The organism is Micromonospora sp. NPDC005291 (assembly GCF_040607415.1).
Taxonomy (GTDB): domain Bacteria; phylum Actinomycetota; class Actinomycetes; order Mycobacteriales; family Micromonosporaceae; genus Micromonospora.
Genome location: NZ_JBEXGR010000004.1, coordinates 248,830 through 273,124, shown reverse-complemented (window position 1 = coordinate 273,124; position 24,295 = coordinate 248,830). Strand labels below are relative to the sequence as shown.

Below are 24,295 nucleotides of genomic sequence, written 5' to 3'. Positions count from 1 at the left end.
ATCGTTGCAGAGCGTTGGTGCCTCGTGGCGTCACGCAGCGAAGCGGAGTGACGGCATGAGCGACCCCAACCCGCCGTCCGGCTCGCCGGACAAGGAACCGGCGAGCGAGGCGCAGGCCGCGCAGAACGCGCTCGGCAACACCGAACGGGCCGAGTTGGCAACCGAGCCGGGCCGCTCGACGCCGGAGCCAAAGTCGGAGCCGGAGCCCAACCTGGGCCGGATGTTCCTGGACAACCTCTGGGCGGCCAACACCTTCACGGTGACCCTGCTGTCGCTGGTGCTGGCGATCGTGGTCGGCGCGGTTCTGATGATCATTTCTGATCCGGACGTGCTCTCTACCTTCTCGTACATCACCTCCCGCCCGTCCGACGCGCTCAATTCCAGTTGGACGCTGGTCAGCGAGGCGTACGCGAACCTGTTCAAGGGTTCGGTCTTCGACCCGGAGGCGTTCTCCGGCTGGCTGAACGGCACCAACGGGTGGGAGGCCGTGCTCGCGCCGATCTCCGAGACGCTCACCTACACCGCGCCGCTGGTCTTCACCGGCCTGTCGGTGGCGCTGGCCTTCCGCGGCGGCCTGTTCAACATCGGCGCTCAGGGCCAGGCCACCATGGGCGTTATCTTCGCCGCGCTGGCCGGCTTCCTGCTGCCGCTGCCGCCCGGCCTGCACCTGCTGGTGGCAGTGCTGGCCGGCGCTCTGGGCGGCGCGATGTGGGGCTTCATCCCCGGCATCCTCAAGGCTCGCGCCGGGGCCCACGAGGTGATCAACACAATCATGCTCAACTACGTGGCCACGTACTTCCTGACCTGGCTCATCGTGCAGAACGGCGTGCAGGACCCCACCCGCACCGACGCGATCAGCAAGGCGGTCGACACCTCCGCGCAGCTGCCCCGACTGCTCGGCGACAACCTGCGGGTGCACGCGGGCATCCTGCTCGCCGTGCTGGCCACCTGGGCGGTCGCCTGGCTGCTCAACCGTTCCACGCTCGGCTTCGAGCTGCGCGCGGTCGGCGCCAACCCGGACGCCGCCCGCACCGCCGGCATCAGCGTCACCCGGACGTACATCCTGATCATGGTCTTCGCCGGGATCCTGGCCGGTCTCGGCGGCTCGAACATGGTGCTCGGCTCCACCGCCAGCGCGTTGACCCCGCTGGTGGTCGCGCAGATCGGCTTCGACGGCATCCTGGTGGCACTCCTCGGACGGGTGAGGCCGTGGGGGGTGTTGCTGGCCGCGCTGCTGTTCGGGGCGCTCCAGGCTGGCGGCAACCGGATGCAGTCGTACTCGGGGATCTCGCTGGAGCTGGTCACGGTGCTCCAGGCGCTGATCGTCATCTTCATCGCCGCGCCCGCCCTGGTGAAGGCGATCTTCCAGCTCCGGGCTGCACGGGCAGCCCGGTTGCAGACGAGCCTGGCGAAGGGCTGGTAACTCATGTCCACCATGGCTGTCCCCGACGTGGCGGTCGCCGCGGTCGACCAGGGCTTCTGGACCCGGAACCGCAAGGTCGGCCTCGTGCTGCTCGCGCTCGGCCTGCTGTCGGCGGTGCTCTTCGGCGCACTCGCCACCGAACAGCAGGCCCGATTCACGCTCAGCGATGACGCGGCCGGCGCCGCGCTGGAGATCAACGGCACGATCGGCTCGATCCTGTTCGGGATCATCGCGATCGCCGCCGGTGCGGCCCTGCTCGCCGGGGTGCCGAAGCGGTGGTTCCTTCCCGTGCTCGGCGTCGGGCTGGTCGGCTTCGTGCTCTCCTTCCTCTGCTGGCAGGTTTCCGCCGCGCCGACCGGGCAGAACTTCATGCCCCTGGTCAACATCATCCGGGGCACCTTCATCCTGGCTCTGCCGCTGATCTTCGGCGCGCTGGCCGGTGTGCTCTGTGAGCGTTCCGGTGTGGTCAACGTGGCCATCGAGGGGCAGCTGCTGATGGGCGCGTTCAGCGGCGCGCTCTTCGGCAGCATCTCCGGCAGCGTCTGGGTGGGCCTGGTCGCCGCCGCCCTCGGCGGCGCGTTCATCTCGCTGCTGCTGGCCGTCTTCGCCATCCGCTACCTGGTTGACCAGGTGGTCATCGGCATCGTGCTGAACCTGCTCGCGGTCGGTGTCACCGGCTTCCTCTACGAGCGGCTGATGCAGACCGACGCGGCGAGGTACAACAGCGCGCCCCGCTTCGGTAACTGGGAGATCCCACTGCTCAAGGACATCCCGGTGCTCGGCCCGGCGCTGTTCCGCGGCAACATCTTCCTCTACCTCGGCCTGCTCCTGGTGCTGGTGATCCACATCGCGCTGTTCCGCACGCGGTGGGGGCTGCGTACCCGCTCGGTCGGTGAGCACCCGATCGCCGCCGACACGCTCGGGGTCAAGGTGCTGCGGGTGCGCTACCGCAACGTGCTGCTGGCCGGGGTGGTCGCCGGTATCGGCGGCGCGTCCTACACGCTGGCGCTCTACTCGTTCACCAAGAACATGATCGGCGGTAAGGGCTTCATCGCACTGGCCGCGCTGATCTTCGGCCGGTGGAACCCGACCGGCGCGCTGCTCGCCGCGCTGTTCTTCGGCTTCGCCGACCAGCTCGCCACCTATCTCGGGGCGATCAACAGCGCGATCCCCAGCCAGTTCCTGGCCATGCTGCCCTACCTGGCGACGATCCTGGCGGTCGCCGGGCTGGTCGGCAGGGTCCGGGCACCGGCCGCCGACGGCAAGCCGTACATCAAGGGCTGACGCCCGAGCTGTGCCCGGCGGGGCTCCCGTCGGGCACAGCGAGGTCCGCGCCAGCCATCATGATCACGCTGGCCTTTCGCCACCGCTGTTCGGACTGCTCACGGGTGCCGTCTCGACACGGAACGCGGGGTACTGTGCCGCGATTGCCGCGAACTCGGACAGGGGCGCGTGCCGGTCGACGGGGAGGTGCGGTCGGGCTCCGGGGACCGTCGCCAGATACCGCTTGAGGATCGGTGCACGCTCGTCGACCGGCACCTCGACCAGGCGGCAGACCCGGGCACGCCCGTGCCGAATGGTCACCAGGCCGTCGGCCGCGCGCACGTTTCGGACCCAGTTGCAGCTCTCGCCCAGCATCGGCACCAGATACCAGTCGCCCTGCCAGTCGGCCATACCCAGCGGGAACCGGGTGATCCGACCGGTGCGGCGTCCCACGACCTCGAGTGTCACCCAGCGCCTCGGGTGCAGGCCAGCGCTGTACACGGCCGCCCACAGCCGGGCGAACCTGCGGGCCGCCGCATTACCGCGGCCCCCCGCGTACATCCGACGAAGAGTGTTCGCGGATAACGGCCAACTCCCCAACTTCGCCATCACATCTTCCCCTCGGTGGCAGGTGTCCTCCTCGGCTTCAGGGTTGGCCATCCCGAGCGGGAGATGCAGGGTCGAACGTCCCTTTCACCCCGAGCAGTCATCCTCGGCGTTGCCTCCGACTGTGGTGGTGACTGACCGCCGCCTACCGCTGCGGTGGCGTGGCCGATGAGTCGGGCTCAAGCCCGGCGCGGCTGCGCCTGCCCGTGGACCCGGCCCTGCCCGCTTCTGACCTGGCCTACTTCGGCAGAATGATGGCATGACCGACATTGACTGGGCGCGGTTGCGCGCTGCCGCCACCGACGCGATGCGGCACGCGTACGCGCCGTACTCGACGTTCCCGGTCGGCGCGGCCGCGCTGGTCGACGACGGCCGCGTGGTGGTTGGCTGCAACGTGGAGAACGCGGCGTACGGCGTGACGCTCTGCGCCGAGTGCGGCGTGATCTCCAGCCTGCACGCCACCGGCGGCGGTCGGCTCGTCGCGCTCTCCTGCGTCGACGCCACCGGTGAGCCGTTGATGCCGTGTGGCCGCTGCCGGCAGTTGCTCTGGGAGCACGGCGGGCCGGAGTGCCTGATCGAGAGCAGGACCCGTCCGCTGCGGATGGCCGAGCTGCTGCCGCACGCCTTCGGCGTGGAGGACCTGGAAGCCGTGACCGGCGAGACGCCGGTGCCGGTTGTTCCGGAGCGGCTGGCCGCCTGGCGGGGGCGCGGCACGGTCTTCGTGCACCCGGACATGTCCGCCGGTCAGCAGGTCTGGACCGCGTACTGGGAACGGTCGGCCGGAGACGACGCCGGCGCCGAGACCGGGGTGCTGGAGGAGGCCCCGAGCTGGGACGATCCGGCCGAGGCGATCACCTGGGGCCTGGCCCGATCGCCCCGGGTGGTCGTGGTGGACGCGACCGGCACGATCTTCTGGGCCGGCGAGGGTGAGCCGCCGATGGAGATCCCTGTTCGCTGGTCCTGATTGTGGTTGCGCCCCGGCCCCGTCGTGGGCCCGGCCGTACGTCAGTCACGGTTGTGGTCCGGCATCTGTCATACGACTAGAAAAGATCTTCTGATGAGTGGTTTTGCGGCTGTTGACGTCATTCGGGTCAAGCGGGACGGGGGTGTGCTGTCGGACGCGCAGATCGACTGGGTGGTCGACGCGTACACCCGGGGGGTTGTCGCCGACGAGCAGATGTCCGCCCTGGCGATGGCGATTCTGCTCAACGGCATGACCGGGCCGGAGATCGCCCGGTGGACCGCCGCGATGATCGCCAGTGGTGAGCGGCTGGACCTCTCGGCGGTACGCCGGCCGACGGTCGACAAGCACTCCACCGGCGGCGTCGGCGACAAGATCACTCTGCCGCTCACCCCGCTGGTGGCGGCGTGCGGCGCAGCCGTACCGCAGCTGAGCGGCCGTGGTCTCGGGCACACCGGCGGCACGCTGGACAAGTTGGAGTCCATCCCGGGCTGGCGGGCCGCGGTGGGCAACGACGAGTTCATCGCCCAGTTGGACGAGGTCGGCGCGGTGATCTGCGCGGCCGGCGCCGGGCTCGCCCCCGCCGACCGCAAGCTGTACGCGCTGCGCGACGTGACCGGCACCGTGGAGGCGATCCCGTTGATCGCCAGCTCGATCATGAGCAAGAAGATCGCCGAGGGCACCGGCGCGCTCGTCCTCGACGTCAAGGTCGGCTCGGGTGCCTTCATGAAGTCCGTCGACCAGGCGCGCGAGCTGGCTCGCACCATGGTCGAGCTGGGCGGCGCGCACGGTGTTCGGACGGTCGCCCTGCTCACCGACATGTCCACCCCGCTCGGCCTGGCGATCGGCAACGCGGTCGAGGTGACCGAGTCGGTCGAGGTGCTGGCCGGTGGTGGGCCGGCCGACGTGGTGGAGCTGACGCTGGCCCTGGCCCGGGAGATGCTCGACGCCGCCGGTCTGCCGGACGCCGATCCGGCGGCGGCGCTGCGCGACGGCCGGGCGATGGACTCCTGGCGGGCGATGATCCGGGCGCAGGGTGGCGACCCGGACGCGCCGATGCCGGAGGCCGCCGAAATCGAGGTGGTCCGTGCCGAGCAGGACGGGCACGTCGCGGCCATCGACGCGTACGCCATGGGGGTTGCGGCGTGGCGGCTCGGCGCGGGTCGGGCGCGCAAGGAGGACCCGGTCAGCGTGCCGGCCGGTGTGGTGTTGCACAGGCGGCCGGGCGACGCGGTGCGGGCCGGTGACCCCCTCTACGAGCTGCGTGCCGAGGACGCGACGCGGATTCCGGCGGCGCTGGCCGAGGCCGCCAACGCGGTACGGATCGCGCCGACCGCTTCGGCGACGACGCCGTTGGTCATCGAGCGCATCGGCTGATCGAACGGCGGTCGGGGTGGGCGTGGTGCCGGTCACCTGGGAGCGCTATTGTCGCAGGCCAAGGGGGGACAACCGGCCTTGAGTCGGCGCGAACAGACAGGAAGTTGCCCTGTGACCGTTGCTGCCCCCGACCCACGTCAGGTGCGTGAGGCGAGCCTGGACGAGCTGTCCCGGCTCGGCCTGCCGCTGCCGCCGGCCCAGTTTCCGCTCGTCTGGGAGCCGGGCGACAAGATCGAGCTGCGCCCCACGGCGGAGATCGAGGCGCGGATCGCCGTGCTGCACCTGATCCTGGCCCGCTGCTTCGGGATGCCCCCACAGGCGGCGATGAGCTGGTTGCTCGGCTCGCACCTGGTCGAGATGGTCACCCCGCCGGAGTGGCAGTTCGTCATGGGCGGCAAGGGCGACCACCGCTCCTTCGTGCTGCACCACGACGCTCTCTTCGCGCTGGCCTGGGTGCTCGGCTTGACCAAGCAGCTCGACCCCACCCTGGCCGTCGACGAGCGGCTGGTCGAGCGGCTGCCGCACATCGCCGAGGGGGAGACGTTTCCGCGCTGGCGGTCCCGGATCCTCACGGCGCCGCAGCACCCGGCCGACGCGGCCGCCCTGCTCGACCTGCACTACTGCCTGGACTGGGCGTATCTGGAGACCGAGCGCAGCGGCCGGCGGGCGCCGGGTCTGGTCGACGCGAACGCGATCGGGCAGCGGCGCTGGGCTCTGGAGTGGGCGGTGATCCTGCGCGGGCCGTACCACGACGAGCCGCCCGGCTGGGAAGAGGTCGACCTCTCCACCTGAGCTCAGCGGAGCCTGAGCTCAGCGGGGCCTGAGCTCAGCGGGGTCGGTACGCGTCCAGCCGGACCGCCACGGTCACCCGGACGGGCTCGGGCAGCGCGGCCAGCCGGGCGGCTAGGGCGCCCGGGTCGGTGTGCCAGGCGCTCGGGCCCATCCCGACCAGGGTGGCGGCCTCCGCCCTGGTCAGGGCCAGCTCCGCCCGGTGCACCGCCGAGCTGACCGGCGTGAAGTGCCCGCCCAGGCTGCCGGTCACCCGGTCGGCCTTGTCCGGGTCGACCCGCAGCAGATCGAGGGCATCCACCAACTCGGCGAGGTGGTCGGTGTCGGGTGTGACCACCAGCAGCGTGCCGGCCGGGTCGAGCACCCGGTGGAACTCCGGGCCGTTGCGCGGGGCGAAGACGTTCAGCAGTACGGCGGTCGACGCGTCCGCGAGCGGTAGCCGCTGCCAGGTGTCGGCGAGCGCCGCGGCGGCCCGGGGATGCACGCGGGCCGCGCGGCGCAGCGCCGGCTTGGACACGTCCAGGGCCAGACCCACCGCGTCCGGCAACGCCGCCAGCACCGCGCCGAGGTACCGGCCGGTGCCGGCACCGGCATCCACCACGAGGGGGTACGCCCCGAAGTTCGCCGCGGCCTGCGTCGCGGCGTCGGCGAGGGCATTCGAGACGAGGTCGTAGTGCCCGGCGGCCTGGAAGTCCGCCCGGGCGGCGACCATCTCGGCGGTGTCCCCGACGTGCGGGGCGCGACCGGCGAGCAGGTTGACGTAACCCTGGCGGGCGATGTCGAAGCTGTGCCGGCGGGGGCAGCGCAGCGCGCGGGTGGTGCCGGCGGTCGCCTCGCTCAGCGGCTCACCACAGGCCGGGCAGCGCAGCCGTTCCAGGATGCGTGGGTCCACGTCAGGCCGCCGGGTCGTGCCGCGGGCGGGGCGCCCGGTCGCCGAGGTGGTCGACCACCCGGTGGGTGAGCGCGCCGAGCGCCTCGACCTCGGCCGGGGTGAGTAGATCGATGAGATGCCGGCGGACGGCGGCCACGTGGCCGGGGGCGGCGGACTCGATGGCCTGTCGACCGGCCGGGGTGAGCGCGATGATCGAGCCACGGGCGTCGTCGGCGCACTCCTCCCGGGTCACCAGGCCGCGCTGCTGCATGCGGGTCAGGTGGTGGGAGAGCCTGCTGCGTGACCAGAGCATCCGGTCTGCCAGCTCCCGCAGGCGCAGCCGCCCCTGCGGTGTCTCGGAAAGGTCGGAGAGCACGTCGTAGTCGGCCTCGGACAGGCCGGCGTCCTGGGTCAGCTCCCGGGCCAACTCCAGGTCGAGCAGCCGACGCATCCGGCGGTAACCCCGCCAGGCGCGGTCCTCCCGCTCATCCAGCCACTGTGCGCCCACGCCCCGAGTCTAGCCGTTTGGTTGACACGTCATCGATCTGCCCCTCGGCGCGGCTGGCCCGGATGAGCGGGCTGGCTCGGCCAGCCGGGGCAGGCTGACTAGGGTCTGAGCATGGTCGCAACTATCCGGTACGAGGACATCGTCAAGGTTCCGAAGGCGTTGCTGCACGACCACCTCGACGGCGGGCTGCGGCCGGCGACGATCGTCGAGCTGGCCGCGGAGGTGGGCCACGAGCTGCCCACCACCGATCCGGAGGCACTCGGGCGCTGGTTCGCGGACGCCGCCGACTCCGGCTCCCTGGAGCGTTACCTTGAGACGTTCGCGCACACCGTGGCGGTCATGCAGACCGGGCCGGCGCTGCGCCGGGTGGCCCGCGAGTGCGCACTGGACCTGGCCGCCGACGGGGTGGTCTACGCCGAGGTGCGCTTTGCCCCGGAGCAGCACCTGGAGCGGGACCTGAGCCTCGACGAGGTGGTCGAGGCGGTGCTGGCCGGGTTCGCCGAGGGCACCGCCCAGGCTGTCGAGGCGGGCCTGAGCATCCGGGTGGGCACGCTGCTCACCGCGATGCGGCACGCCGCCCGCTCCCAGGAGATCGCCGAGCTGGCCGTGCGGCACCGGGACTCCGGCGTGGTCGGCTTCGACATCGCCGGTGCCGAGGCGGGCTTCCCGCCCACGCGGCACCTGGACGCCTTCGAGTACCTGCAACGGGAGAACTTCCACTTCACCATCCACGCCGGCGAGGCGTTCGGTCTGCCGTCGATCTGGCAGGCGATCCAGTGGTGCGGGGCGGACCGCCTCGGCCACGGGGTGCGGATCGTCGACGACATCGCCCCCGACGGCGCGCTCGGCCGGCTCGCCGCGTACGTGCGGGACAAGCGGATCCCCCTGGAGCTGTGCCCCTCGTCGAACGTGCAGACCGGTGCGGTCGCCTCGATCGTGGACCACCCGATCGGCCTGCTGCGGGACCTGCGGTTCCGGGTCACCGTCAACACCGACAACCGGCTGATGAGCGGCACCTCCATGTCGCGGGAGATGTCGCTGCTGGTCGAGACGTTCGGCTACGGCTGGAAGGAGTTGCAGTGGTTCACCATCAACGCGATGAAGAGCGCCTTCATCCCGTTCGACGAGCGGCTGCGCATCATCGATGAGGTGATCAAGCCGGCGTACGCCAAGCTGCTGGCCTGACCTCCTCAGCCGTGTGGGTGGCCGGCGAGCAGGCCGGCCACCCGGCGCAGCACCTCCCGGGCGCGCGCCGCCTCCGCGCCCAGACCGGTCTGCCGACGCAGCACCGCGGGCTCGGCCCGGAGTAGCGCCACGCCGCGCTGGACCAGCACCCGGGGCGCCTTGCGCTGCTCAGCCAGGTCGCGGGCCAGCCGGCGCAGGAAGGTCGCGCCACGCGGTCGACGCAGCGCGTACGCCCCGGCGAGCAGTCCTCGACGACGGCACTCCTCGACGATCTCGGCGGCGAAAATCCCTTCGGCCACGAAAAGTGGCGATCCGGCGACATCGAATGGCCGGGTGGCCACACGTCGATCTGCGCCGATCGCATAAACCGGCACATCGGCCCGCCCCTCACGAGCTACGCGGGCAATGGTTTCCACCGCGGTCGGGGCATCCCAGGACTGCGGCGATTCCCAATCCACCTGGCCGTTTCGTCGGGGCAACGTAGGGTCATCGCCGTTTTTGTAGAAGTCGTCCAAGCAGAGCACCGGTAACCCGGTTTGCTGCGCTATGTATGACTTTCCGGACCCAGAAGGGCCCGCGAGCAGGACAACGCGGTGCGGATGTTTCATTACCTTCAGTTACTCCGGCCAGACGGACTGCTATCAAATCGCATCAACATCTCATCACACCTTCGGTAGGTGACAACCTGGGCTTTCTTCTTGCCGACCGGCGTGATGGAATCTCGGGGGTCCGACCCGCCCGGGTCGGACGCTGGGCGTTGCCCGGGGCAACGCGCTGAAGCTGTAATCGCGAGGGCGGTGACGTGAGCAAACGGCCAAAGACGGCGGGCTCCTTCCTGTCGCGGCTGCGCCGGCCGGCCAGCCGGCTCCGGGACATGCCGATCTGGTCCAAGCTCGGTCTCATCATGATCGTGCCGACCATCGCCACGGTCGTGGTGGGCACCAGTGGTCTTGTCGACCACGTGGAGACGCTCAACAATGCCAACCGAGCCGGCGACCTGGCCAACCTGTCGAGCTACTCAGGTGACCTGGTCGACAGCCTGCAGGACGAGCGGACCGCCGCCGTGCTGCTGCTGGGTGCGGACGGGACGCAGCCGACGGCGCAGTACCAGGAGGCCTACAACCGGGTGAACTCCCGGGTAGACCAGGACACGGGCCCCTACCGGCAGCAGCGAGCCGAAATCGAAGATCTGCCGAGCAGCCTCAACGGTCTGCTCGACGGCATCGACCAGAACCTCAAGGACCTGCCGGGCATCCGCAGCCAGGTGTTCAACGGCAAGCTCGCGCTCACCGAGACCATCCAGCAGTACGAGGGTCTGATCAGTGACCTGCTCGCCATCCGTGACTCGGCCACCCAGCTCGCCGGCGACAACGACCTGAGCGACCGGATGCGCGCCGCCGCGGCGGTCGCCCGGGAGAAGGAGTTCCTCGCCGCACGCCGGGTCGTCGTGCACCGCGCGCTGGGCGTGAAGGGTGGAAAGCGCCTGACTCCGGCGCTGCGCACCGACTACATCGCCAGTGGCACCGGCCAGGACCAGGCGCTGCAGAGCTTCAAGGCAGTCGCCACCCCCGATGACGCGAAGTTCCACGACCAGACGGTTGCGGGCGGCGACCGGCGGGAGGCAGCGAACTACACGGGCTGGATCGACGGCAACACCACCGGCGACATGCGCGATGCGCCGTTCAAACCGGACCAGTGGGAGGCCGCCATGACGGCCAACGCCAAGCTGATCCGCACCGTTGAGACGAAGCTCGACGCTGATGTGGTCGCCGAGGCCGACAACGTCCGCTCGGACGTTCAGCGCCAGGTGTTCCTGGAGACCGGCCTGCTGCTCAGCATGCTGCTGCTGGCCATCCTCTTCGCGTACCTGGTCGCCCGCTCGATGGCCCGCTCACTCCGTGAGCTGCGGCAGGGTGCCCTCTCCGTCGCCCAGTACGGCCTACCCCAGGCGGTGGCACGGCTGCGTGACCCGCAGGTCGTCGGGCAGCTCTCCCCGGTGCAGCTGGCCAACCAGATCGCCGAGCCTCTGCCGGTCCGCAGTAAGGACGAGTTCGGCCAGGTGACCGAGGCGTTCAACGCCGTTCACCTGGAGGCCGTCCGCACGGCCGCCGAGCAGGCGGCACTGCGCGCCTCCGTCGCGACCATGTTCGTCAACCTGGCCCGCCGTTCGCAGATCCTGGTCGACCGCCTCATCGGGCACCTCGACCGGCTGGAACGCGGCGAAGAGGACCCGGACCGGCTGGCCGAGCTGTTCCAGCTCGACCACCTGGCCACCCGGATGCGCCGCAACGACGAAAACCTGCTGGTGCTCGCCGGTGCCGACTCCACCCGCGTGCAGCGTGAGCCGGCCGCGCTCATCGACGTGCTGCGCGCCGCACAGTCCGAAGTCGAGCACTACACCCGGATCGAGTTCGGGGTCATCGACCGCGACATCGAGGTGTCCGCGCACGCGGTCAACGACCTGGTGCACCTCATCGCCGAGCTGTTCGACAACGCCACCGCGTTCTCCCCGCCCGACTCGCAGGTGATGGTCGAGGCCCGCCGGGTCGGCGACCGCTCCTCGCTCTACGTCGAGGACCGCGGTATCGGCATCAGTGCCGAGCAGTTGCACGACCTCAACGAGCGGCTCGCGACGCCGCCGCAGGTGGACGTGGCCGTGTCCCGGATGATGGGCCTGGTCGTGGTCGCCCGGCTGGCGTCCCGGCACGGTGTCCGGGTGGAGCTGCGCCCCGGCGTCGACCGTGGCACGGTCGCCGACGTGACCCTGCCCACCTCGGTGCTGGTGCCCCGGGCGCTCTCCGGTCGGGTGCAGCAGCCCCCGGCCCTGCCCGCGGTCGGCGGCCCTCAGCACGGTGGGCCCGCGCCGGCCTTCGGCGCGCTGCCCGCGCTGGGCAACGGCCCTCGTCCGAGCGAGTCCGGCAACCAGGTGACCCTCGGCGGTCGCCCATTCGACCCCGCGTCGCGCAACGGTGCCGGCACCCCCGCCAACACCGGGATGTACCGCTCGATGCCGGCCTGGTCCGATCTGACCGGCGCGGCAGGGACGAACGGCGTCAACGGCGGCGACGGGTTCACCCCGCGGCCGGCCAACGGCCAGCCGATCGACCCGCTGCCGCAGCGCCGCGCCGGGGACGACACCACGAGCGCCGGCCAGCAGCCGTCCATTCCTCGGCAGTTGCCGAGCAGCCCGGAGGCGCATCCGTACTCTGCGCCGCCGGTCTCCGCGCAGCCCTACTCCGGCGCGCCGGTCTCCGCGTCGCCAGCCTCCGGGCAGCCGTACTCGGGTCAGCCGTACTCCGGGCAGCCGTACTCGGGTGCGCCGTACGGCGGTCCGCCGGTTTCCGCCGCCCCGGCCTCCGGGCAGCCGTACGCCGGTCCGCCGGTGTCCGCGGCCCCGGTGTCGGCCTCGCCGGCGTCCGGTCTGCCGTATTCGGGGCAGCCCTACTCGGCGCCGCCCGCCTCCAGCCAGTCGTTCAGCGGGTTCGCGCCCCGATCCGCCCCGCCCGCGCAGGCGCCCAGCGCCCCCGCACCACCGGCCTGGCCGCCGGTGCCGGGTGGCGACCGGGATGCGGCGACTCCGCCGGTGCCTGAGCGGCTCGCCGCCGCTCTGGACATGACGACGGAGCTGCCGCGGGTACCGCGACCCGGCGAGCAGCCGGCCGCCGCAGCCCAGCCCCAGCCCTCGGCTCCGGCTCCGCAGAGCCGGCCCGCGCCGCAGCAGCCACAGGCGCAGAACCGTCAGCGGTACGCGGACGAGACGATGGAGCTGCCGATCTTCCGGGAGCTCGAGTCAGCCTGGTTCCGTACCCGCCGCCCGGGTTCGGAGGAGGCCGCGGCCGGTGCCCCACCGGCGACGAACGGCGACACCGCGACCCAGCAGTTCGCCACGGTCGAGGCCACCGGTCGGACAGTCCACAAGACACCACCCGGGACGACAGGTAACACACCGATGGCAGACACTCCGACGGTCGGAGGAGCGCCGCGGGACAACGGCTCCACAGCGAACGAGGGCGCTCGCCCCAAACTCGCCGAGAGCCTGCCGAACCGCCGGCCCCAATCGCAGACCAACGGCTGGCAGACCGCTGCCGACGACGGCTGGCGTGCTGCTTCGGCAGCGGCTGGCGCGGCGCCGGTGAGCGAGACCACCACGACCGGTCTGCCGAAGCGCAAGCCGATGGCGCAGCTGGTGCCGGGTGCGGTAGAAAAGCCCACCACTTCGGTCCAGCGGCGTTCCCCGGAGGCGGTCCGTGGCCTGCTCTCCGCCTACCACCGGGGCGTGCAGCGAGGGCGTAGCACCTCGGACAACCCGACCAGCCCGGAGGCAACTCCGGGAGGGAAATCCTCGCAGTCTGGCTCAGGCCCGGTGGCCGGGAGCGGGCAGAAGGAGCAAGAAGGATGACAACTACGCAGGATCTTGGTTGGCTGCTGGCCAACTTCGCCGACCGGGTGCCCGGTGTCGCGCATGCGGTCGCCGTCTCGGCGGACGGCCTACTCCTCGCGTCGTCACGGGACCTGCCGCGGGACCGAGCCGACCAGCTCGCCGCGATCTCATCGGGTCTGGTCAGCCTGACCCAGGGGGCAGCCCGCTGCTTCGAGGGAGGCGCGGTGTTGCAGACCGTCGTGGAGATGGACAATGGCTTCCTGTTCCTGATGTCCATCTCGGACGGCTCGTCCTTCGCCGTGCTGGCAGCCCGCAGCTCCGATGTCGGCCAGGTCGGCTACGAGATGGCGCTGCTGGTCGACCGGGTGGGCGACGCGCTGACCCCGCAGCCGCGTGCGGCTGCGGGCATGCTGGGCTGACGCCGCGCCGATCGTGAGGTCGGCACTACTGCAACGACGACAACGACGGGCTTCACCGGTGGGAGCCGGTAGCGGGTACGAAGGAGGTGAGCGGCGAGATGGCCGATCGTGACGAACCGACCGGAGCGTTGGTCCGTCCATACGCCGTGACCCGTGGTCGTACCCGTCCCCGGCTCGACATCGCGCTGGAAGCGCTCGTCGAGACGACGGTGCGCGGTCGGGCCGCTGCCAATGGCAACGGCGGCCAGGGCCGCGAACACCAGTACATCGCCGCGCTGTGTGACGGACGCGTGCAATCGCTCGCAGAGATCGCGGCGCGGCTGCAGCTCCCGCTCGGTGTGGCCCGGGTGCTCATCGCCGACATGGCGACGGACGGCCTGGTCGCGGTCCATGAGCCGACCATCCTGGACGACTCCGACGACGCGGTGGGCACTGAACTGCTGGAGAGGGTGCTGAGTGGACTTCGCAGGCTCTGACATGTCGCACCGCCCGCCGAACCCGAGTGGGCGCGTGACGTCGGCGAAGATCGTTATCGCCGGTGGATTCGGCGTCGGTAAGACGACGCTGGTCGGCTCGGTCTCGGAGATCACGCCGCTGACCACCGAGGCCATCATGACCTCCGCCGGCGTGGGCGTCGACGACACCCGGCAGGTGCCGGGCAAGACGACGACCACGGTGGCCATGGACTTCGGCCGGATCTCGATCGACCGTGACCTGATTCTGTACCTGTTCGGTACGCCGGGTCAGACCCGTTTCTGGTTCATGTGGGACGAACTGGTGCGGGGTGCCATCGGTGCGGTCGTGCTGGTGGACACTCGCCGGCTGGCCGACTGCTTCGCGGCGATCGACTTCTTCGAGCACCGACGCCTGCCGTACCTGGTGGCGATCAACTGCTTCGACGGGATGCAGTACCACGACCCGCAGGACGTTCGGGACGCCTTGGCGATCTCGAGCGACGTGCCGGTGGTGGCCTGTGACGCCCGTAACCGGGAGTCGACGAAGCACGTGCTGATCTCGCTGGTCGAGTACGTGCTCACCATGCGCCGTACGCGCGCCGTCGCCCCGGCCTGATCGGGACGCTTCACGCCCGGTGGTGGCTCCGGCCGCCACCGGGCGCTGCATGCTGTCCCGCGGTGCCACCGCGCGGACTCGTCTGTCCGACGAGCCTGCCCGCAGCCCCGCAGCCCCGCAGCCCCGCAGCCCCGCAGCCCCGCAGCCCCGCAGCCCCGCAGCCCCGCAGCCCCGCAGCCTTCCACGACCTGTGGAAGGCGGCTTTTTCGTGTCGGGGGGTCTTTCCTGCATACGCGATTGCGCCCTCAGTCAGCTGACTGAGGGCGCAATCGCGTATGGAAGAGAGGTGACGGTCAGGACTGGTAGCCGGCGGAGCGGTACTCGTATTCCCGGTCGTCGTCGCGGTCGCCGTGGTCGCGGCTGAAGTCCCAGCCACCGGCTGCCTCGCGACCGGGCCGACCACCCACCGCGAAACCGCCGATCTCCTGTCCGCGACGCCAGCCGCGGAAGTAGCCGGTGGTGTTCTCCGCGAGACTCGCCGCATCACGCACTATCCGCAATGGACGCTCCTCGCGAAGCGGAGAACCGGGGACCAGGTTGGCCTGGGGCACCCGCTTCGGCAGCCCGGCGTTGGTCTCGGCGCCCACCGCGGGGCGGGCGGCCTGCTCGGCGGCCTGCCAGCCGGTGTCGGCCGTGGTCGACCATTCCAGGTCGGTCTCCTCGGCCTGCCCGACGAACCACGCCGACTTGGCCTGCGCGAAGATCAGCAGATCACCGTCGCCCTCGTCGGCGACCGGAGGCGGCCGGTGCTCCACCGGGGGCGCAGGCCGGTGCTCGGCGGGGCGGTCGGAACGGGAGGGCAGCCGGCCGCCGCGAGCGGCCTGCTCCCGGTCGACCAACCGCAGCGGCGGCGTCTCCAGGTGCGGGTCGACGGGCGGGTTGAGCCCCTCGCGCAGCGCCCGGTCAGCCAGTGGCGGTGGCTCCACCAGCCGCAGCATGGGTGGTTCCTGCGGCAGGTCGTCCGCCAACCAGGGCGGGGTGACCCGACCGTCGGCCCGGCCCGGGTCGGTCGGGGCATCGATGCCACGGCTGCCGCCGTACGAGTAGGCGACCGGGTTGTTCGGCGAGCTGTCGGCCGGGTCGTCCGGGTTGTTGACCAACGGCCAGTTGGCACGGGAGCCGGGAGGTGCGGACTCCTGACCAGGCCGGGGGGTCGGCACCGGAATGCTGAGATCGGTGGCGCTGAACCCGCCGGTGGGTGGCTCGTCGACCGGGCGTTGCAGGTGGCTCGGCCGGGGCTCGCCGTTGGTCTTGGGGCGGGGCGGGATGACCGTACGCTGCCGCTCGGCCCGTGCGTTGTTGATCGCGGCGGTGGTCAGCGTCGGCCGGAACGGCTCACCGGCCTCGGCTGGGGGCACCATGCCGCGCTGTGTCGGTGCGATCGGGGTGATCCCGGGCGGCGGGGGCGGCGGTGAGGAGACCGGTCGGTTGGTCGGACCGTCGATCCGGCTGGGGAGCGGCTCGGTGCGCCCTGGCAGCGTGGACGCCGGCAGACCAGCCATTGCTGCCGGGGCCATCGGCGCGGGTGCGACCGGGGGCGGCGTGACAGGAGCCGGGGCGACCGGTGGCGGCCCGAGTGGGCGGGGCGACGCCAGCGGTGCGTTACCCGGGATCGGCTCGGGTCGGCTGCGCCGCCCGAGGGCGGGTACGGGGTCGACGGCGGGCGGGGTGGGCCGGACCGACCGCAACCCGTTGCCGGCCAGACCGCTCAGCTCGCCGACCGACTCGCCGCGGCGGGCAGCGGCACGGCGGCCGGGCGCCTGGGCAGGCGTGCTGACCCGTGAGCTGAGCGCGCTGACCAGCGCCTCACACCCCGCGTCGCAGGCCCGCACGGAGGCGACGGCCTGGCGGACCGTCTCGGCCACCGCGGACGTGAGCGCCCGGTTCACCGCAGCGCGGCGCGGCGTCTCGGAGATGGCGACCCGCAGGGCGGTGACCGCTTCGTTGATCTCTTCGGCGTCGGCGACGCCGTCGGCGGCGAGGTGCGCGGCGATGGCATCCGCCGCGACCGACACCTCGCGGCCCCGGGCGACGGTGCCGCCGAGCATGCCCGGCTCCGGCAGCGCGTCCAGCACCGCCAGAGAGACCGGCTCGGCCGGATCCGGGTACGCGCGCAGCGCCGCCGGGTAGAGCTCACGCAGGACCTCGCGCAGCGCCACGGCGGCGGAGTGTCGACCACTCGCCAGAGCGGCGTGCGCGGCGAGCACCTGCTTGTAGCCGGCGAGGTCCCGGGGTGCCGGCAGAGTGACCGCGGAGAGTGCGCCCGCCTGCAACGCGCGGGCCAGGCCGACGGCCCGTCGTTCGGCCGGAGGGGACTGCATCTCCTCCAGCGAGTCGTCATCGGCGAACCGCTCGGCGAAGTCGTCCACCAAGTCGTCGTCGGCGATCGCCAGAGGCCGACCCGCCGCGCTCAACAGCGACGTGACCGTGTGGTCGTCGCTGTCGGCGGCGATGGCCGCACCGCTCGGCCCGCCCGACCGCTCCACGAGCAGCACGACGAGCTGGGCGTAGCCAGCGGCGTCATCGCTGATCTCGCAGACATGCAGCAGACGGCCTGCGTCGTCGACCACAGCGGACGTCAGCGTCGAACCGGCGGAGGCCGGTCGGTCAGCTGGATCCGCCGAGGCCAGACCGCAGTAAACGCGCACGAGCGCCACGGCGTCGTCCTCCTCCCGGGACAGGTCTTCCTCTGCCAGCAACTGATGCTCCCCGGTACGGGTCAGTCGCGCCAGTCCACCACCGCAGAGATCTTGCCGACAATGGTGCGCCAACCCAAACTCGCGGTCTGTGCCCCGATCTTCTTCAACCGCCGCCGACCCATGAAGGCGCCGATCCCGCCGTTGGCGGTGGAACGCAGCGCCTCGTCCAGGTCGTCGAGGCTGGAGCCGGCGGAGAGCATGTCGAGTACCGCAGGCAGCCGCAATGCGTACGAGAGGTCACGAGCGATCTCGCCGGCCTCGATCAGCAGGGTCGAATCCCAGGCGTCGTGCCCGCCGCGCAGGTTCTCCACGACCAGGTCCAGCTCGTAGGTGTCCTCGTCGAGGGGCGCGATATCTGCCGGCTCCACCCGTTCGGACAATTCATTCCAGCTGTCCAGTTGGGACAGGTCGTTGGGCGCACCAGATCGGATGAAACTGACCAACGACTCGGGGCTCTTGAACAGCAGGAGCTTGCCCCGGTTGGTGAGGAAGACCGGCACCTCCTCGTCGTCCGCCTCGTCCGTGGCGTCCTCGTCCGCCTCGTCGTCATCCGCCTCGCTGTCGGCGGCGCCGTCGCGGCGGCGGCGCGTCGACTCATCCTCGTCGCCGTCGGTGAACTCCTCGGCCAGCTCCTCGTCGAGGATGACGACGGCCTCGTCGTCCTCCTCTTCGATCACCTGACGGCGGGCGAGGAACGGGTCGTCCAGGTCGCGCTCGGTCACGTCGGTCGGAGTCAACGAGCTGGCCGGCCGGTACGCCCGCAGCGTGAAGCCGGTGCCGGAGGGCAGGGCGATCTCCACCGGGTCGATGCGCAGCTCGTCCCAGAGCGAACGGTCGACCGAAGCCGACGCGTGATCGGTCTCCTCGGCCTCATCTGGCTCGGCCGCGCCGGTGGTGTCGTCGAGCTCGGGCTCGTCGGCGTCGGGCCGTTGGGGCGACTGGCGGGCCACGCTGACCTCCGTGTGCTTCGGGTTGCCCACCCGCCGGGGTCTCTGACCGGCGAGTGACTCTGGGCACATACCCTAGTCGGCGGCCCTGGGTGACCGATGCCCGCACCCCGGTGGTCGGTTGGCGCGCGGGTACGACCTGCTGGTGGCCGTCGGTGGCGGGCCGGCCCTTCGACAAGTAGCGTAGCTACGCATGAAGGCCCAGGCGCTGCACGGCCATCTCGACGCTCTACTGCTCGCCGTGCTCGAACAGGGCGCGCTGCACGGCTACGCCATCATCGAGGCGTTGCGTGCGCGCAGCGGCGGCAGTCTCGATCTGCCCACCGGCACCATCTATCCGGCGCTCCGTCGCCTGGAACGCGCCGAGCACGTGGCGAGCACCTGGAGCACCGTCAACGGCCGGGAACGGCGGACGTACGAACTCACCGACTCCGGCCGGCGGGCACTGGCCGGGGAGCGCGCCGGTTGGCACGAGTTCCAACTGACCGTCGGCCGGTTCCTCGACCCGGGCAACCCACCGCCGACGCCAGCCTGAGCCAGGGTCAGCGGGCGACGCGGGTCAGGGGGCGATGGGCGGCCAGCAGCCAGCCGCGCGCCGCGCGGGTCAGCGAAAAGTAGGCGCCGCCCACCAGCACCGCGCCGATGATCATTGGCGGCCAGCGCAACGCCGCGTCCCAGAGGTTGAGTGACCAGGTGAAGAGGGCGCAGCCGGTCAGCATGCCGAGGCCCAGCATGCCGGTCAGGCCGGTGCCCACCGCGCGTTGCGCCACGGCCAGGCTCGGCCGTGGCGAACGGGCGCTCGCCGCGACGACCAGCAGACCGGCCACCGCGAGCAGCAGCGAACCCATCCAGATCCACTCGACCGACGTGGAGAGCAGCAGGTAGACGGCCGGCGGGCGGGGACCGCCGCTCCAGCTCGACCCCTGCCAGGTCAGGTCGCCGGCGACCACCCCCACGCCGGCGATCGCCAGCATCCGCAGGGAGAGGCCGCGCAGGGCGCCCACCGCCAGCTCGGCCTGCCAGGAGGGGAGCAACTGCGCCGGCGAGCCGAACTCGACCACCGCCCGGCGCTGGGCCTCGGTGGGTGGCACACCGTGCTCGCGGTACGCCTCGACGGCGTCCAGCAGCCCGTGCCGGGCCTCGGTCAGCAGGTCGGACTTGAGCCGCGCCGGCCCCTGCAAGCGGGCGGCCAACTCCCGCAGGTGCTCGTCGATCAACACGTCCTCACAGCGCGGCATGGGACCACCCTGCCACGGAGCCGAGGGCGCCGACGTCCGGGAGAACCCTGGTCCGCCCCGGAGTCCGGTCAGGGGGCGAGCGCCAGGTAACCGCGTTCGGCCGCAGCCTGGAGCAACCACTGGTCCCGGTACCAGCCGTCGGCGGCGACCAGCTCTGCGTGTCGACCGCGCTGGATCACCCGGCCGCCGTCGAGAACGACGATCTCGTCCAGCTCGGCCAACCCGCTGAGTCGATGGCTGATCAGCAGCACCGAGTGCCCGGCGGGGGTGGCGGCGAGCGCGGACGCGAGGACCGCGTCCGCGGCGGCCGGGTCCAGCCCTTCGGTGGGCTCGTCGAGCACCAGCACCGCCGGCGCGGCGAGCAGGGCCCGGGCGAGCGCGAGCCGTTGCCGCTGGCCGCCGGAGAGCTGCCCGCCCTCCTCGCCGACCAGCGTGTCCCAGCCTGCCGGCTGGGCGCGTACCCACTCCAGCAGGCCAGCGGCGGCGGTCGCCGCGGTCAGCTCATCCTCGCCCGCATCGGCCCGCCCGAGCAGCAGGTTCTCCCGCACCGTGGCATGGAAGACGTACGCCTCGGCCAGCAGCCCGCCGACCGCGCGGGGCAGCGCCTCCTCGGCGTACGCCGACAGGTCTTGACCGTCCAGGGTGACCTGGCCGGACGCCGGCCGGACGGTGCCGGTCAGCACGGCGGCCAGGGTGCTCTTGCCGGCGCCGCTCGGGCCGACCACCGCGATCCTCCGTCCGGGCGGCAGGTCCAGGCTGACGCCGTCCAGGGCGGGCGCCGCGCCGGCCCGGTACCGCACGGTCACGTCGACGAAGCGCAGCTCGTGCGGGCCGGTCAGATCCGTCAGACCACCCATGGGCGCGGGAGTCGGCGTGTCGGCATCGAGCAGGGCGGCCACCCGGGCCAGGCCGGGCCGCAGTTGCGTCCACTGCCGGGCTGCCGTGACCAGCGTCAGTGTGACCTCGACGGCGGCCAGTGCGCCGACGGCGAGGACGCCCACCAGCACCCCCGGCACGTCGGCGGCCAGCGCGGCCAGCACCACGGCGGCGGCGGTCAACCCGGCGGTCAGAACCCCGGCCGCGTCCACCGCGAAGCCGGTGGCGGCCAGCCGACGTTCCAGTCGGGCCAGCCGGCGGGCTCGCTGCTCGGCGGCGCGTAGCGCCACGTCGGTCGCCCCGAACGCGGCCAGGTCGGCGGCACCGTGGGTGAGGTCGATCGCGTCGGTGGCCAGTGCGCCGCGCAGTGGGGCCACCTCGGCCGCGCTGCGGCGCGTGACCGCGGTGGCCAGCGCGGGCAGCGCCACCCCGGCGACCAGCAGCCCGACGGCGAGCGCACCGGCGGCCGGCAGTGAGATCAGCGCCGCCACGGCGACCGCCAGCACACCGACGAGGGCTGCCGCCGAGCCCGGGACCAGCACCCGCAGCAGCAGGTCCTGGACCGCCTCGACGTCGGAGACCAACCGGCTCAGCACGTCCCCCGAGCGGTGCACGACGCTGCGGCGGGCCGCGAGGGTGGCGAACACCCGAGCCCGGACGTCGGTGATCATGCGGAGCACCGCGTCGTGCCCGGCGAGCCGTTCGGTGTAGCGGAACACGCCCCGGCTGATCGCCAGCGCCCGGACCGCGACGATCGCCACGGTGAGCCGGTCCAGTGGAGGCTGGCCGGCGGCGCTCATCAACAGCCAGGTGGCGGTGGCCATCAGGGCGAGCCCGGCGAACTCGGTGGTGGCGGCGAGCAGCCCGGCACCGACCAGACGACTCAGGTACGGCCGGGCCAGCCGCAGCACGGCCCGCTCGGCGGCGGCCCGCCCGGCCGGTGCCGCGTCGACGACCGGTTCCGCGTCTACCAGGCCGGGCCCGTGTGCCGCGCTCATCGGGCCGCCTTTCCGGTCGGCTCGGGCGTCAGCTCGGTGACCCGACCGTCCTCGATCCGCAGGATCCGGTCGGCATCGGCGAGCAGCGCGGGTCGGTGCGCGACCAGCAGCGCGGTCCGCCCGGCGACCAGACGGCGGGTGGCGTCGAGCACCACCGCCTCGGCCGCAGTGTCCAGCCGGGCGGTGGGTTCGTCGAGCAGCACCACCGGTGCGGCCCGCAGAAATGCCCGGGCCAGCGCGACCCGCTGCCGCTGCCCGCTGGACAGCCCGTGCCCGCGTTCGCCGAGCAGGGTGTCCAGACCGTCCGGCAGGCCGGCCACCACGTCGTCCAGGGCGGCGTCGTGCACTGCGGCGGCGAGCGCGTCGGGCGGGGTGTCCGGTGCGCCGAGCTGAATGTTGTCGGTCAGCGAGGCGGCGAAGAGGTGCGCCCGCTGTGGCACCCAGGCGAGCTGCCGGCGCCAGGCGTCCGGGTCGACGGTGGCGAGGTCGACCCCGTCCACGGTGACCCGGCCGCTGGTCGGGGTCACGAAGCCGAGCAGCAGGCCGAGCAGGGTGCTCTTGCCGGCCCCGCTGGGCCCGATGATGGCGATCCGTTCGCCGGGCCGGATGGTCAGGGTCACGTCGCGCAGCGCGGTGGTCCGCTCGTACGCCACGGTCACCGACTCGAACCGGATCTCGCGCCGCGCGTCCGGGGTGGCGGCACCCTCGGCGGCCTGGGGTGCGGCGGGCGCGGCCGAGATGGTCAGTGCCTCGTCCAGCGCGGCGAGCCCTTCCATGCTGGCGTGGAAGCGGCTGCCGGCGGCCCGCAACGGCAGGTACGCCTCGGGGGTGAGCAGCAGCACCAGCAGCGCGGTCTGCAGGGCCAGCCCGCCGCCGAGCAACCGGATGCCGACCGGCACCGCGACCAGCGCCACCGAGAGGGTGGCGACCAGTTCCAGCACCAGCGCGGAGAGGAACGCGATCCGCAGCGTCTTCATGGTGGCGACGCGGTGTCCGTCGGCCATCCGGCGGACCACGTCGGTCTGTGCCCGGGCTCGCCCGAACACGCGCAGCGTGGGCAGCCCGGCGACCATGTCCAGGAAGTGCCCGCCGAGCAGGGAGAGCCGCCGCCACTGCCGTTCGGTGGCGGCCTGCGCCTGCCACCCGAGCAGCGCGCCGAAGACCGGGATCAGCGGCAGGGTCAGCGCGATGATCAGCGCCGAACTCCAGTCGGCGAAGACGACCCGGGCCAGCACCGCCACGGGAACCGTCACGCTGAGCACCAGCTGTGGCAGATACCCGGTGAAGTAGGCGTCCAGCGCGTCCAGCCCGCGTCCGCTCAGGGTGGCGAGCTGGCCGGCCCGCTGCCCGGCAACCCAGCCCGGCCCGTGTCGGCCCACCGCGGCGAACAGGTCGGCCCGCAGTCTGGCCTTGACGGTGGCGGCGACCCGCGCGGAGACCGTGCCCTGCGCCCACACCAACGCCGAACGGGCGGCGACGGCGACAATGAAACCCGCCAGGGCCGGCCGGTTCAGCCGCCCGTCGAAGGCGGTGGCCAACACCGTCGCCAACGCGGTGGCCTGCGCGACGATCAACCCGGCGGCGAGCACACCCAGAAGCGCGAGCACGGCAAGATCGCGCCGGGCCTCGGGGACCCGGCGCAGCAGACGCGGGTCGAACGGACGGCGGTTCACCAGTACACCGGTGCCCTGCCGTCGGTCCGTCCCCGGAAAACCCACCAGCTCATCGCCTGGAAGCCTAGTAGGGCCGGCAGCAGGGGCAGCGCCACCCAGCCGAGCAGCCGCAGCGTCGGTGTGCTCGCGGCGGCGTCGGCCACCGTCAGCGAGGCGCCCGGGTCGGTCGTGGACACCAGCACGTAGGGCCAGAGGGCCGTGCCGACCAGCACCACCGGCAGCGCCAGGGCCGCGCCGGTGGCGACCAGAGCCCACCCCGGCCGACGCCGTGCCAGCGCCGCGCGGGCCGCCAGCAGCGCCACCACCAGCACCACCGGCAGGAGTACGGCCACCGCCGGCCGCTGGACAGCGTCGCGTACCCGGGCGGAGAGCAGACCCACGACGCTGGCCAGGGCGACCGCGGTGAGCGCCACCGGCACCAGTCGGCGGGCTGTACGGCCGACCACGGCGGCGGCGTCGGCCGACAGTCGCAGGGTGAGGAAGGTCGCACCGTGCACGGCGACCAGGGCGACCATGGCCAGCCCGGCGGCGGCGGCGAACGGGGTGGCCAGGTGCGACACCCCGGCGACGTGCCCGTCGGCCTGGCGGGGCACGCCCTGCAGCAGCGCGGCGAGCAGCACACCCCAGCCCAGTGCGGCGAGGGCGCTGCCGATGACCACGACGCGGTCCCAGCGCGCGCGGATCCGCTCGTCGGTGGGTCGACTGCGCAGTTGCACCCCGACGGTGACCAGGATGACCCCGACCAGGGCGCCGGCGACAGCCGGATAGCAGCCGGAGAGCAGCTCGCCCTCCAGCACCGGGAACGCGCCGAAGAGGATGCCCATGGCGGCCACCAGCCAGACCTCGTTGCCGAGGAAGAACGGGCCGAGCGCGGTGAGCGTCTCCCGCCGCCCGGCCGCGCCGCCGCCCCGGGCGAGCAACAGCCCGACGCCGTAGTCGTAGCCGGCGAGCACCAGGTAGCTGGCGAAGAAGAGGCCGAGCAGGCCGTACCAGGCGAGGACCACGGGTCT

The 24,295-nt window shown here is 72.3% G+C and carries 21 protein-coding genes; 11 read left to right on the top strand and 10 right to left on the bottom strand.

What is annotated here, in order from left to right; all coding sequences use genetic code 11:
• Positions 1–55 precede the first annotated feature (55 nt).
• Both ABZT18_RS07895 and ABZT18_RS07890 read left to right on the top strand, forming a co-directional pair.
• On the top strand, positions 56–1,423 hold the full coding sequence (locus ABZT18_RS07895) for an ABC transporter permease (protein WP_354995484.1): 1,368 nt from the start codon (positions 56–58) through the stop codon (positions 1,421–1,423).
• A 3-nt stretch (positions 1,424–1,426) separates the two neighbouring features.
• Entirely contained in the window at positions 1,427–2,707 is a 1,281-nt protein-coding gene (locus ABZT18_RS07890) for an ABC transporter permease (RefSeq protein WP_354995483.1), read from the top strand.
• Between the two features lie 63 nt (positions 2,708–2,770).
• On the opposite strand, the gene ABZT18_RS07885 is transcribed toward ABZT18_RS07890, so the two are convergent.
• Entirely contained in the window at positions 2,771–3,247 is a 477-nt protein-coding gene (locus ABZT18_RS07885; protein ID WP_354995482.1) for a nitroreductase/quinone reductase family protein, read from the bottom strand.
• Positions 3,248–3,551: 304 nt separating this feature from the next.
• On the opposite strand from ABZT18_RS07885, the gene ABZT18_RS07880 reads away from it, so the two are divergent.
• From ABZT18_RS07880 to ABZT18_RS07870, 3 genes are all read left to right on the top strand, one after another.
• A complete protein-coding gene (locus ABZT18_RS07880; protein ID WP_354995481.1) occupies positions 3,552–4,256 on the top strand; it encodes a cytidine deaminase in 705 nt (234 codons plus the stop codon).
• A gap of 93 nt (positions 4,257–4,349) precedes the next feature.
• Positions 4,350–5,630, top strand: coding sequence for a thymidine phosphorylase (locus ABZT18_RS07875; protein WP_354995480.1), 1,281 nt, complete (start codon positions 4,350–4,352; stop codon positions 5,628–5,630).
• A 111-nt stretch (positions 5,631–5,741) separates the two neighbouring features.
• Positions 5,742–6,422 (top strand): DUF4272 domain-containing protein, encoded by a 681-nt coding sequence (locus ABZT18_RS07870; protein ID WP_354995479.1) that lies wholly within the window; start codon positions 5,742–5,744, stop codon positions 6,420–6,422.
• Positions 6,423–6,456: 34 nt separating this feature from the next.
• Here the strand turns inward: ABZT18_RS07870 and ABZT18_RS07865 are convergent, their stop codons facing one another.
• The gene (locus ABZT18_RS07865; protein ID WP_354995478.1) at positions 6,457–7,311 is read right to left on the bottom strand and encodes a putative RNA methyltransferase; all 855 of its coding nucleotides are present in this window, start codon (positions 7,309–7,311) and stop codon (positions 6,457–6,459) included.
• A gap of 1 nt (position 7,312) precedes the next feature.
• Positions 7,313–7,798 (bottom strand): MarR family transcriptional regulator, encoded by a 486-nt coding sequence (locus ABZT18_RS07860; protein WP_354995477.1) that lies wholly within the window; start codon positions 7,796–7,798, stop codon positions 7,313–7,315.
• A 111-nt stretch (positions 7,799–7,909) separates the two neighbouring features.
• Between ABZT18_RS07860 and ABZT18_RS07855 the strand changes: the two genes are divergently transcribed.
• Positions 7,910–8,983 carry an adenosine deaminase gene (locus tag ABZT18_RS07855; RefSeq protein ID WP_354995476.1) on the top strand — a complete coding sequence of 358 codons (1,074 nt, stop codon included), beginning with the start codon at positions 7,910–7,912 and terminating at the stop codon, positions 8,981–8,983.
• Positions 8,984–8,988: 5 nt separating this feature from the next.
• Here ABZT18_RS07855 and ABZT18_RS07850 read toward each other — a convergent pair whose 3' ends face one another.
• The gene (locus ABZT18_RS07850) at positions 8,989–9,282 is read right to left on the bottom strand and encodes a hypothetical protein (RefSeq protein ID WP_354995475.1); all 294 of its coding nucleotides are present in this window, start codon (positions 9,280–9,282) and stop codon (positions 8,989–8,991) included.
• A 503-nt stretch (positions 9,283–9,785) separates the two neighbouring features.
• Between ABZT18_RS07850 and ABZT18_RS07845 the strand changes: the two genes are divergently transcribed.
• The 4 genes from ABZT18_RS07845 (at position 9,786) to ABZT18_RS07830 (ending at position 14,854) form a co-directional block, all read left to right on the top strand.
• Positions 9,786–13,382, top strand: coding sequence for a nitrate- and nitrite sensing domain-containing protein (locus tag ABZT18_RS07845; RefSeq protein ID WP_354995474.1), 3,597 nt, complete (start codon positions 9,786–9,788; stop codon positions 13,380–13,382).
• On the top strand, positions 13,379–13,783 hold the full coding sequence (locus ABZT18_RS07840; RefSeq protein WP_030329023.1) for a roadblock/LC7 domain-containing protein: 405 nt from the start codon (positions 13,379–13,381) through the stop codon (positions 13,781–13,783). Before ABZT18_RS07845 ends, ABZT18_RS07840 begins: the two co-directional genes overlap by 4 nt.
• A gap of 98 nt (positions 13,784–13,881) precedes the next feature.
• On the top strand, positions 13,882–14,259 hold the full coding sequence (locus tag ABZT18_RS07835; RefSeq protein ID WP_354995473.1) for a DUF742 domain-containing protein: 378 nt from the start codon (positions 13,882–13,884) through the stop codon (positions 14,257–14,259).
• A gap of 1 nt (position 14,260) precedes the next feature.
• Positions 14,261–14,854, top strand: a complete 594-nt coding sequence (locus ABZT18_RS07830; RefSeq protein WP_007455465.1) for an ATP/GTP-binding protein — start codon at positions 14,261–14,263, stop codon at positions 14,852–14,854.
• A 293-nt stretch (positions 14,855–15,147) separates the two neighbouring features.
• On the opposite strand, the gene ABZT18_RS07825 is transcribed toward ABZT18_RS07830, so the two are convergent.
• A complete protein-coding gene (locus tag ABZT18_RS07825) occupies positions 15,148–17,535 on the bottom strand; it encodes a transposase (protein WP_354995605.1) in 2,388 nt (795 codons plus the stop codon).
• A gap of 38 nt (positions 17,536–17,573) precedes the next feature.
• Positions 17,574–18,533: a DNA primase gene (locus ABZT18_RS07820; protein ID WP_354995472.1), complete on the bottom strand. Its 960-nt coding sequence runs from the start codon at positions 18,531–18,533 to the stop codon at positions 17,574–17,576.
• Between the two features lie 160 nt (positions 18,534–18,693).
• Between ABZT18_RS07820 and ABZT18_RS07815 the strand changes: the two genes are divergently transcribed.
• Positions 18,694–19,035 carry a helix-turn-helix transcriptional regulator gene (locus ABZT18_RS07815; RefSeq protein WP_354995471.1) on the top strand — a complete coding sequence of 114 codons (342 nt, stop codon included), beginning with the start codon at positions 18,694–18,696 and terminating at the stop codon, positions 19,033–19,035.
• Positions 19,036–19,042: 7 nt separating this feature from the next.
• Here ABZT18_RS07815 and ABZT18_RS07810 read toward each other — a convergent pair whose 3' ends face one another.
• The 4 genes from ABZT18_RS07810 to ABZT18_RS07795 form a co-directional block, all read right to left on the bottom strand.
• Complete coding sequence (locus ABZT18_RS07810) at positions 19,043–19,738, bottom strand: permease prefix domain 1-containing protein (RefSeq protein ID WP_354995470.1); 696 nt, start codon at positions 19,736–19,738, stop codon at positions 19,043–19,045.
• Between the two features lie 68 nt (positions 19,739–19,806).
• Positions 19,807–21,612, bottom strand: coding sequence for a thiol reductant ABC exporter subunit CydC (gene cydC, locus ABZT18_RS07805; RefSeq protein ID WP_355250784.1), 1,806 nt, complete (start codon positions 21,610–21,612; stop codon positions 19,807–19,809).
• Positions 21,609–23,285, bottom strand: coding sequence for a thiol reductant ABC exporter subunit CydD (gene cydD, locus ABZT18_RS07800; protein ID WP_354995468.1), 1,677 nt, complete (start codon positions 23,283–23,285; stop codon positions 21,609–21,611). The genes cydC and cydD overlap by 4 nt, the downstream gene beginning before the upstream one ends.
• The gene (locus ABZT18_RS07795) at positions 23,282–24,289 is read right to left on the bottom strand and encodes a cytochrome d ubiquinol oxidase subunit II (protein WP_354995467.1); all 1,008 of its coding nucleotides are present in this window, start codon (positions 24,287–24,289) and stop codon (positions 23,282–23,284) included. Before ABZT18_RS07795 ends, cydD begins: the two co-directional genes overlap by 4 nt.
• Positions 24,290–24,295 lie beyond the last annotated feature (6 nt).

Excerpts from the sequence above, each read along its gene's own strand:
- ABZT18_RS07895 (WP_354995484.1), top strand. The coding sequence starts at position 56 with ATGAGCGACCCCAACCCGCCGTCCGGCTCGCCGGACAAGGAACCGGCG.
- ABZT18_RS07890 (WP_354995483.1), top strand. The coding sequence starts at position 1,427 with ATGTCCACCATGGCTGTCCCCGACGTGGCGGTCGCCGCGGTCGACCAG.
- ABZT18_RS07885 (WP_354995482.1), bottom strand. The coding sequence starts at position 3,247 with ATGTACGCGGGGGGCCGCGGTAATGCGGCGGCCCGCAGGTTCGCCCGG.
- ABZT18_RS07880 (WP_354995481.1), top strand. The coding sequence starts at position 3,552 with ATGACCGACATTGACTGGGCGCGGTTGCGCGCTGCCGCCACCGACGCG.
- ABZT18_RS07875 (WP_354995480.1), top strand. The coding sequence starts at position 4,350 with ATGAGTGGTTTTGCGGCTGTTGACGTCATTCGGGTCAAGCGGGACGGG.
- ABZT18_RS07855 (WP_354995476.1), top strand. The coding sequence starts at position 7,910 with ATGGTCGCAACTATCCGGTACGAGGACATCGTCAAGGTTCCGAAGGCG.
- ABZT18_RS07840 (WP_030329023.1), top strand. The coding sequence starts at position 13,379 with ATGACAACTACGCAGGATCTTGGTTGGCTGCTGGCCAACTTCGCCGAC.
- ABZT18_RS07835 (WP_354995473.1), top strand. The coding sequence starts at position 13,882 with ATGGCCGATCGTGACGAACCGACCGGAGCGTTGGTCCGTCCATACGCC.
- ABZT18_RS07830 (WP_007455465.1), top strand. The coding sequence starts at position 14,261 with ATGTCGCACCGCCCGCCGAACCCGAGTGGGCGCGTGACGTCGGCGAAG.
- ABZT18_RS07815 (WP_354995471.1), top strand. The coding sequence starts at position 18,694 with ATGAAGGCCCAGGCGCTGCACGGCCATCTCGACGCTCTACTGCTCGCC.
- ABZT18_RS07810 (WP_354995470.1), bottom strand. The coding sequence starts at position 19,738 with ATGCCGCGCTGTGAGGACGTGTTGATCGACGAGCACCTGCGGGAGTTG.
- cydC (WP_355250784.1), bottom strand. The coding sequence starts at position 21,612 with ATGAGCGCGGCACACGGGCCCGGCCTGGTAGACGCGGAACCGGTCGTC.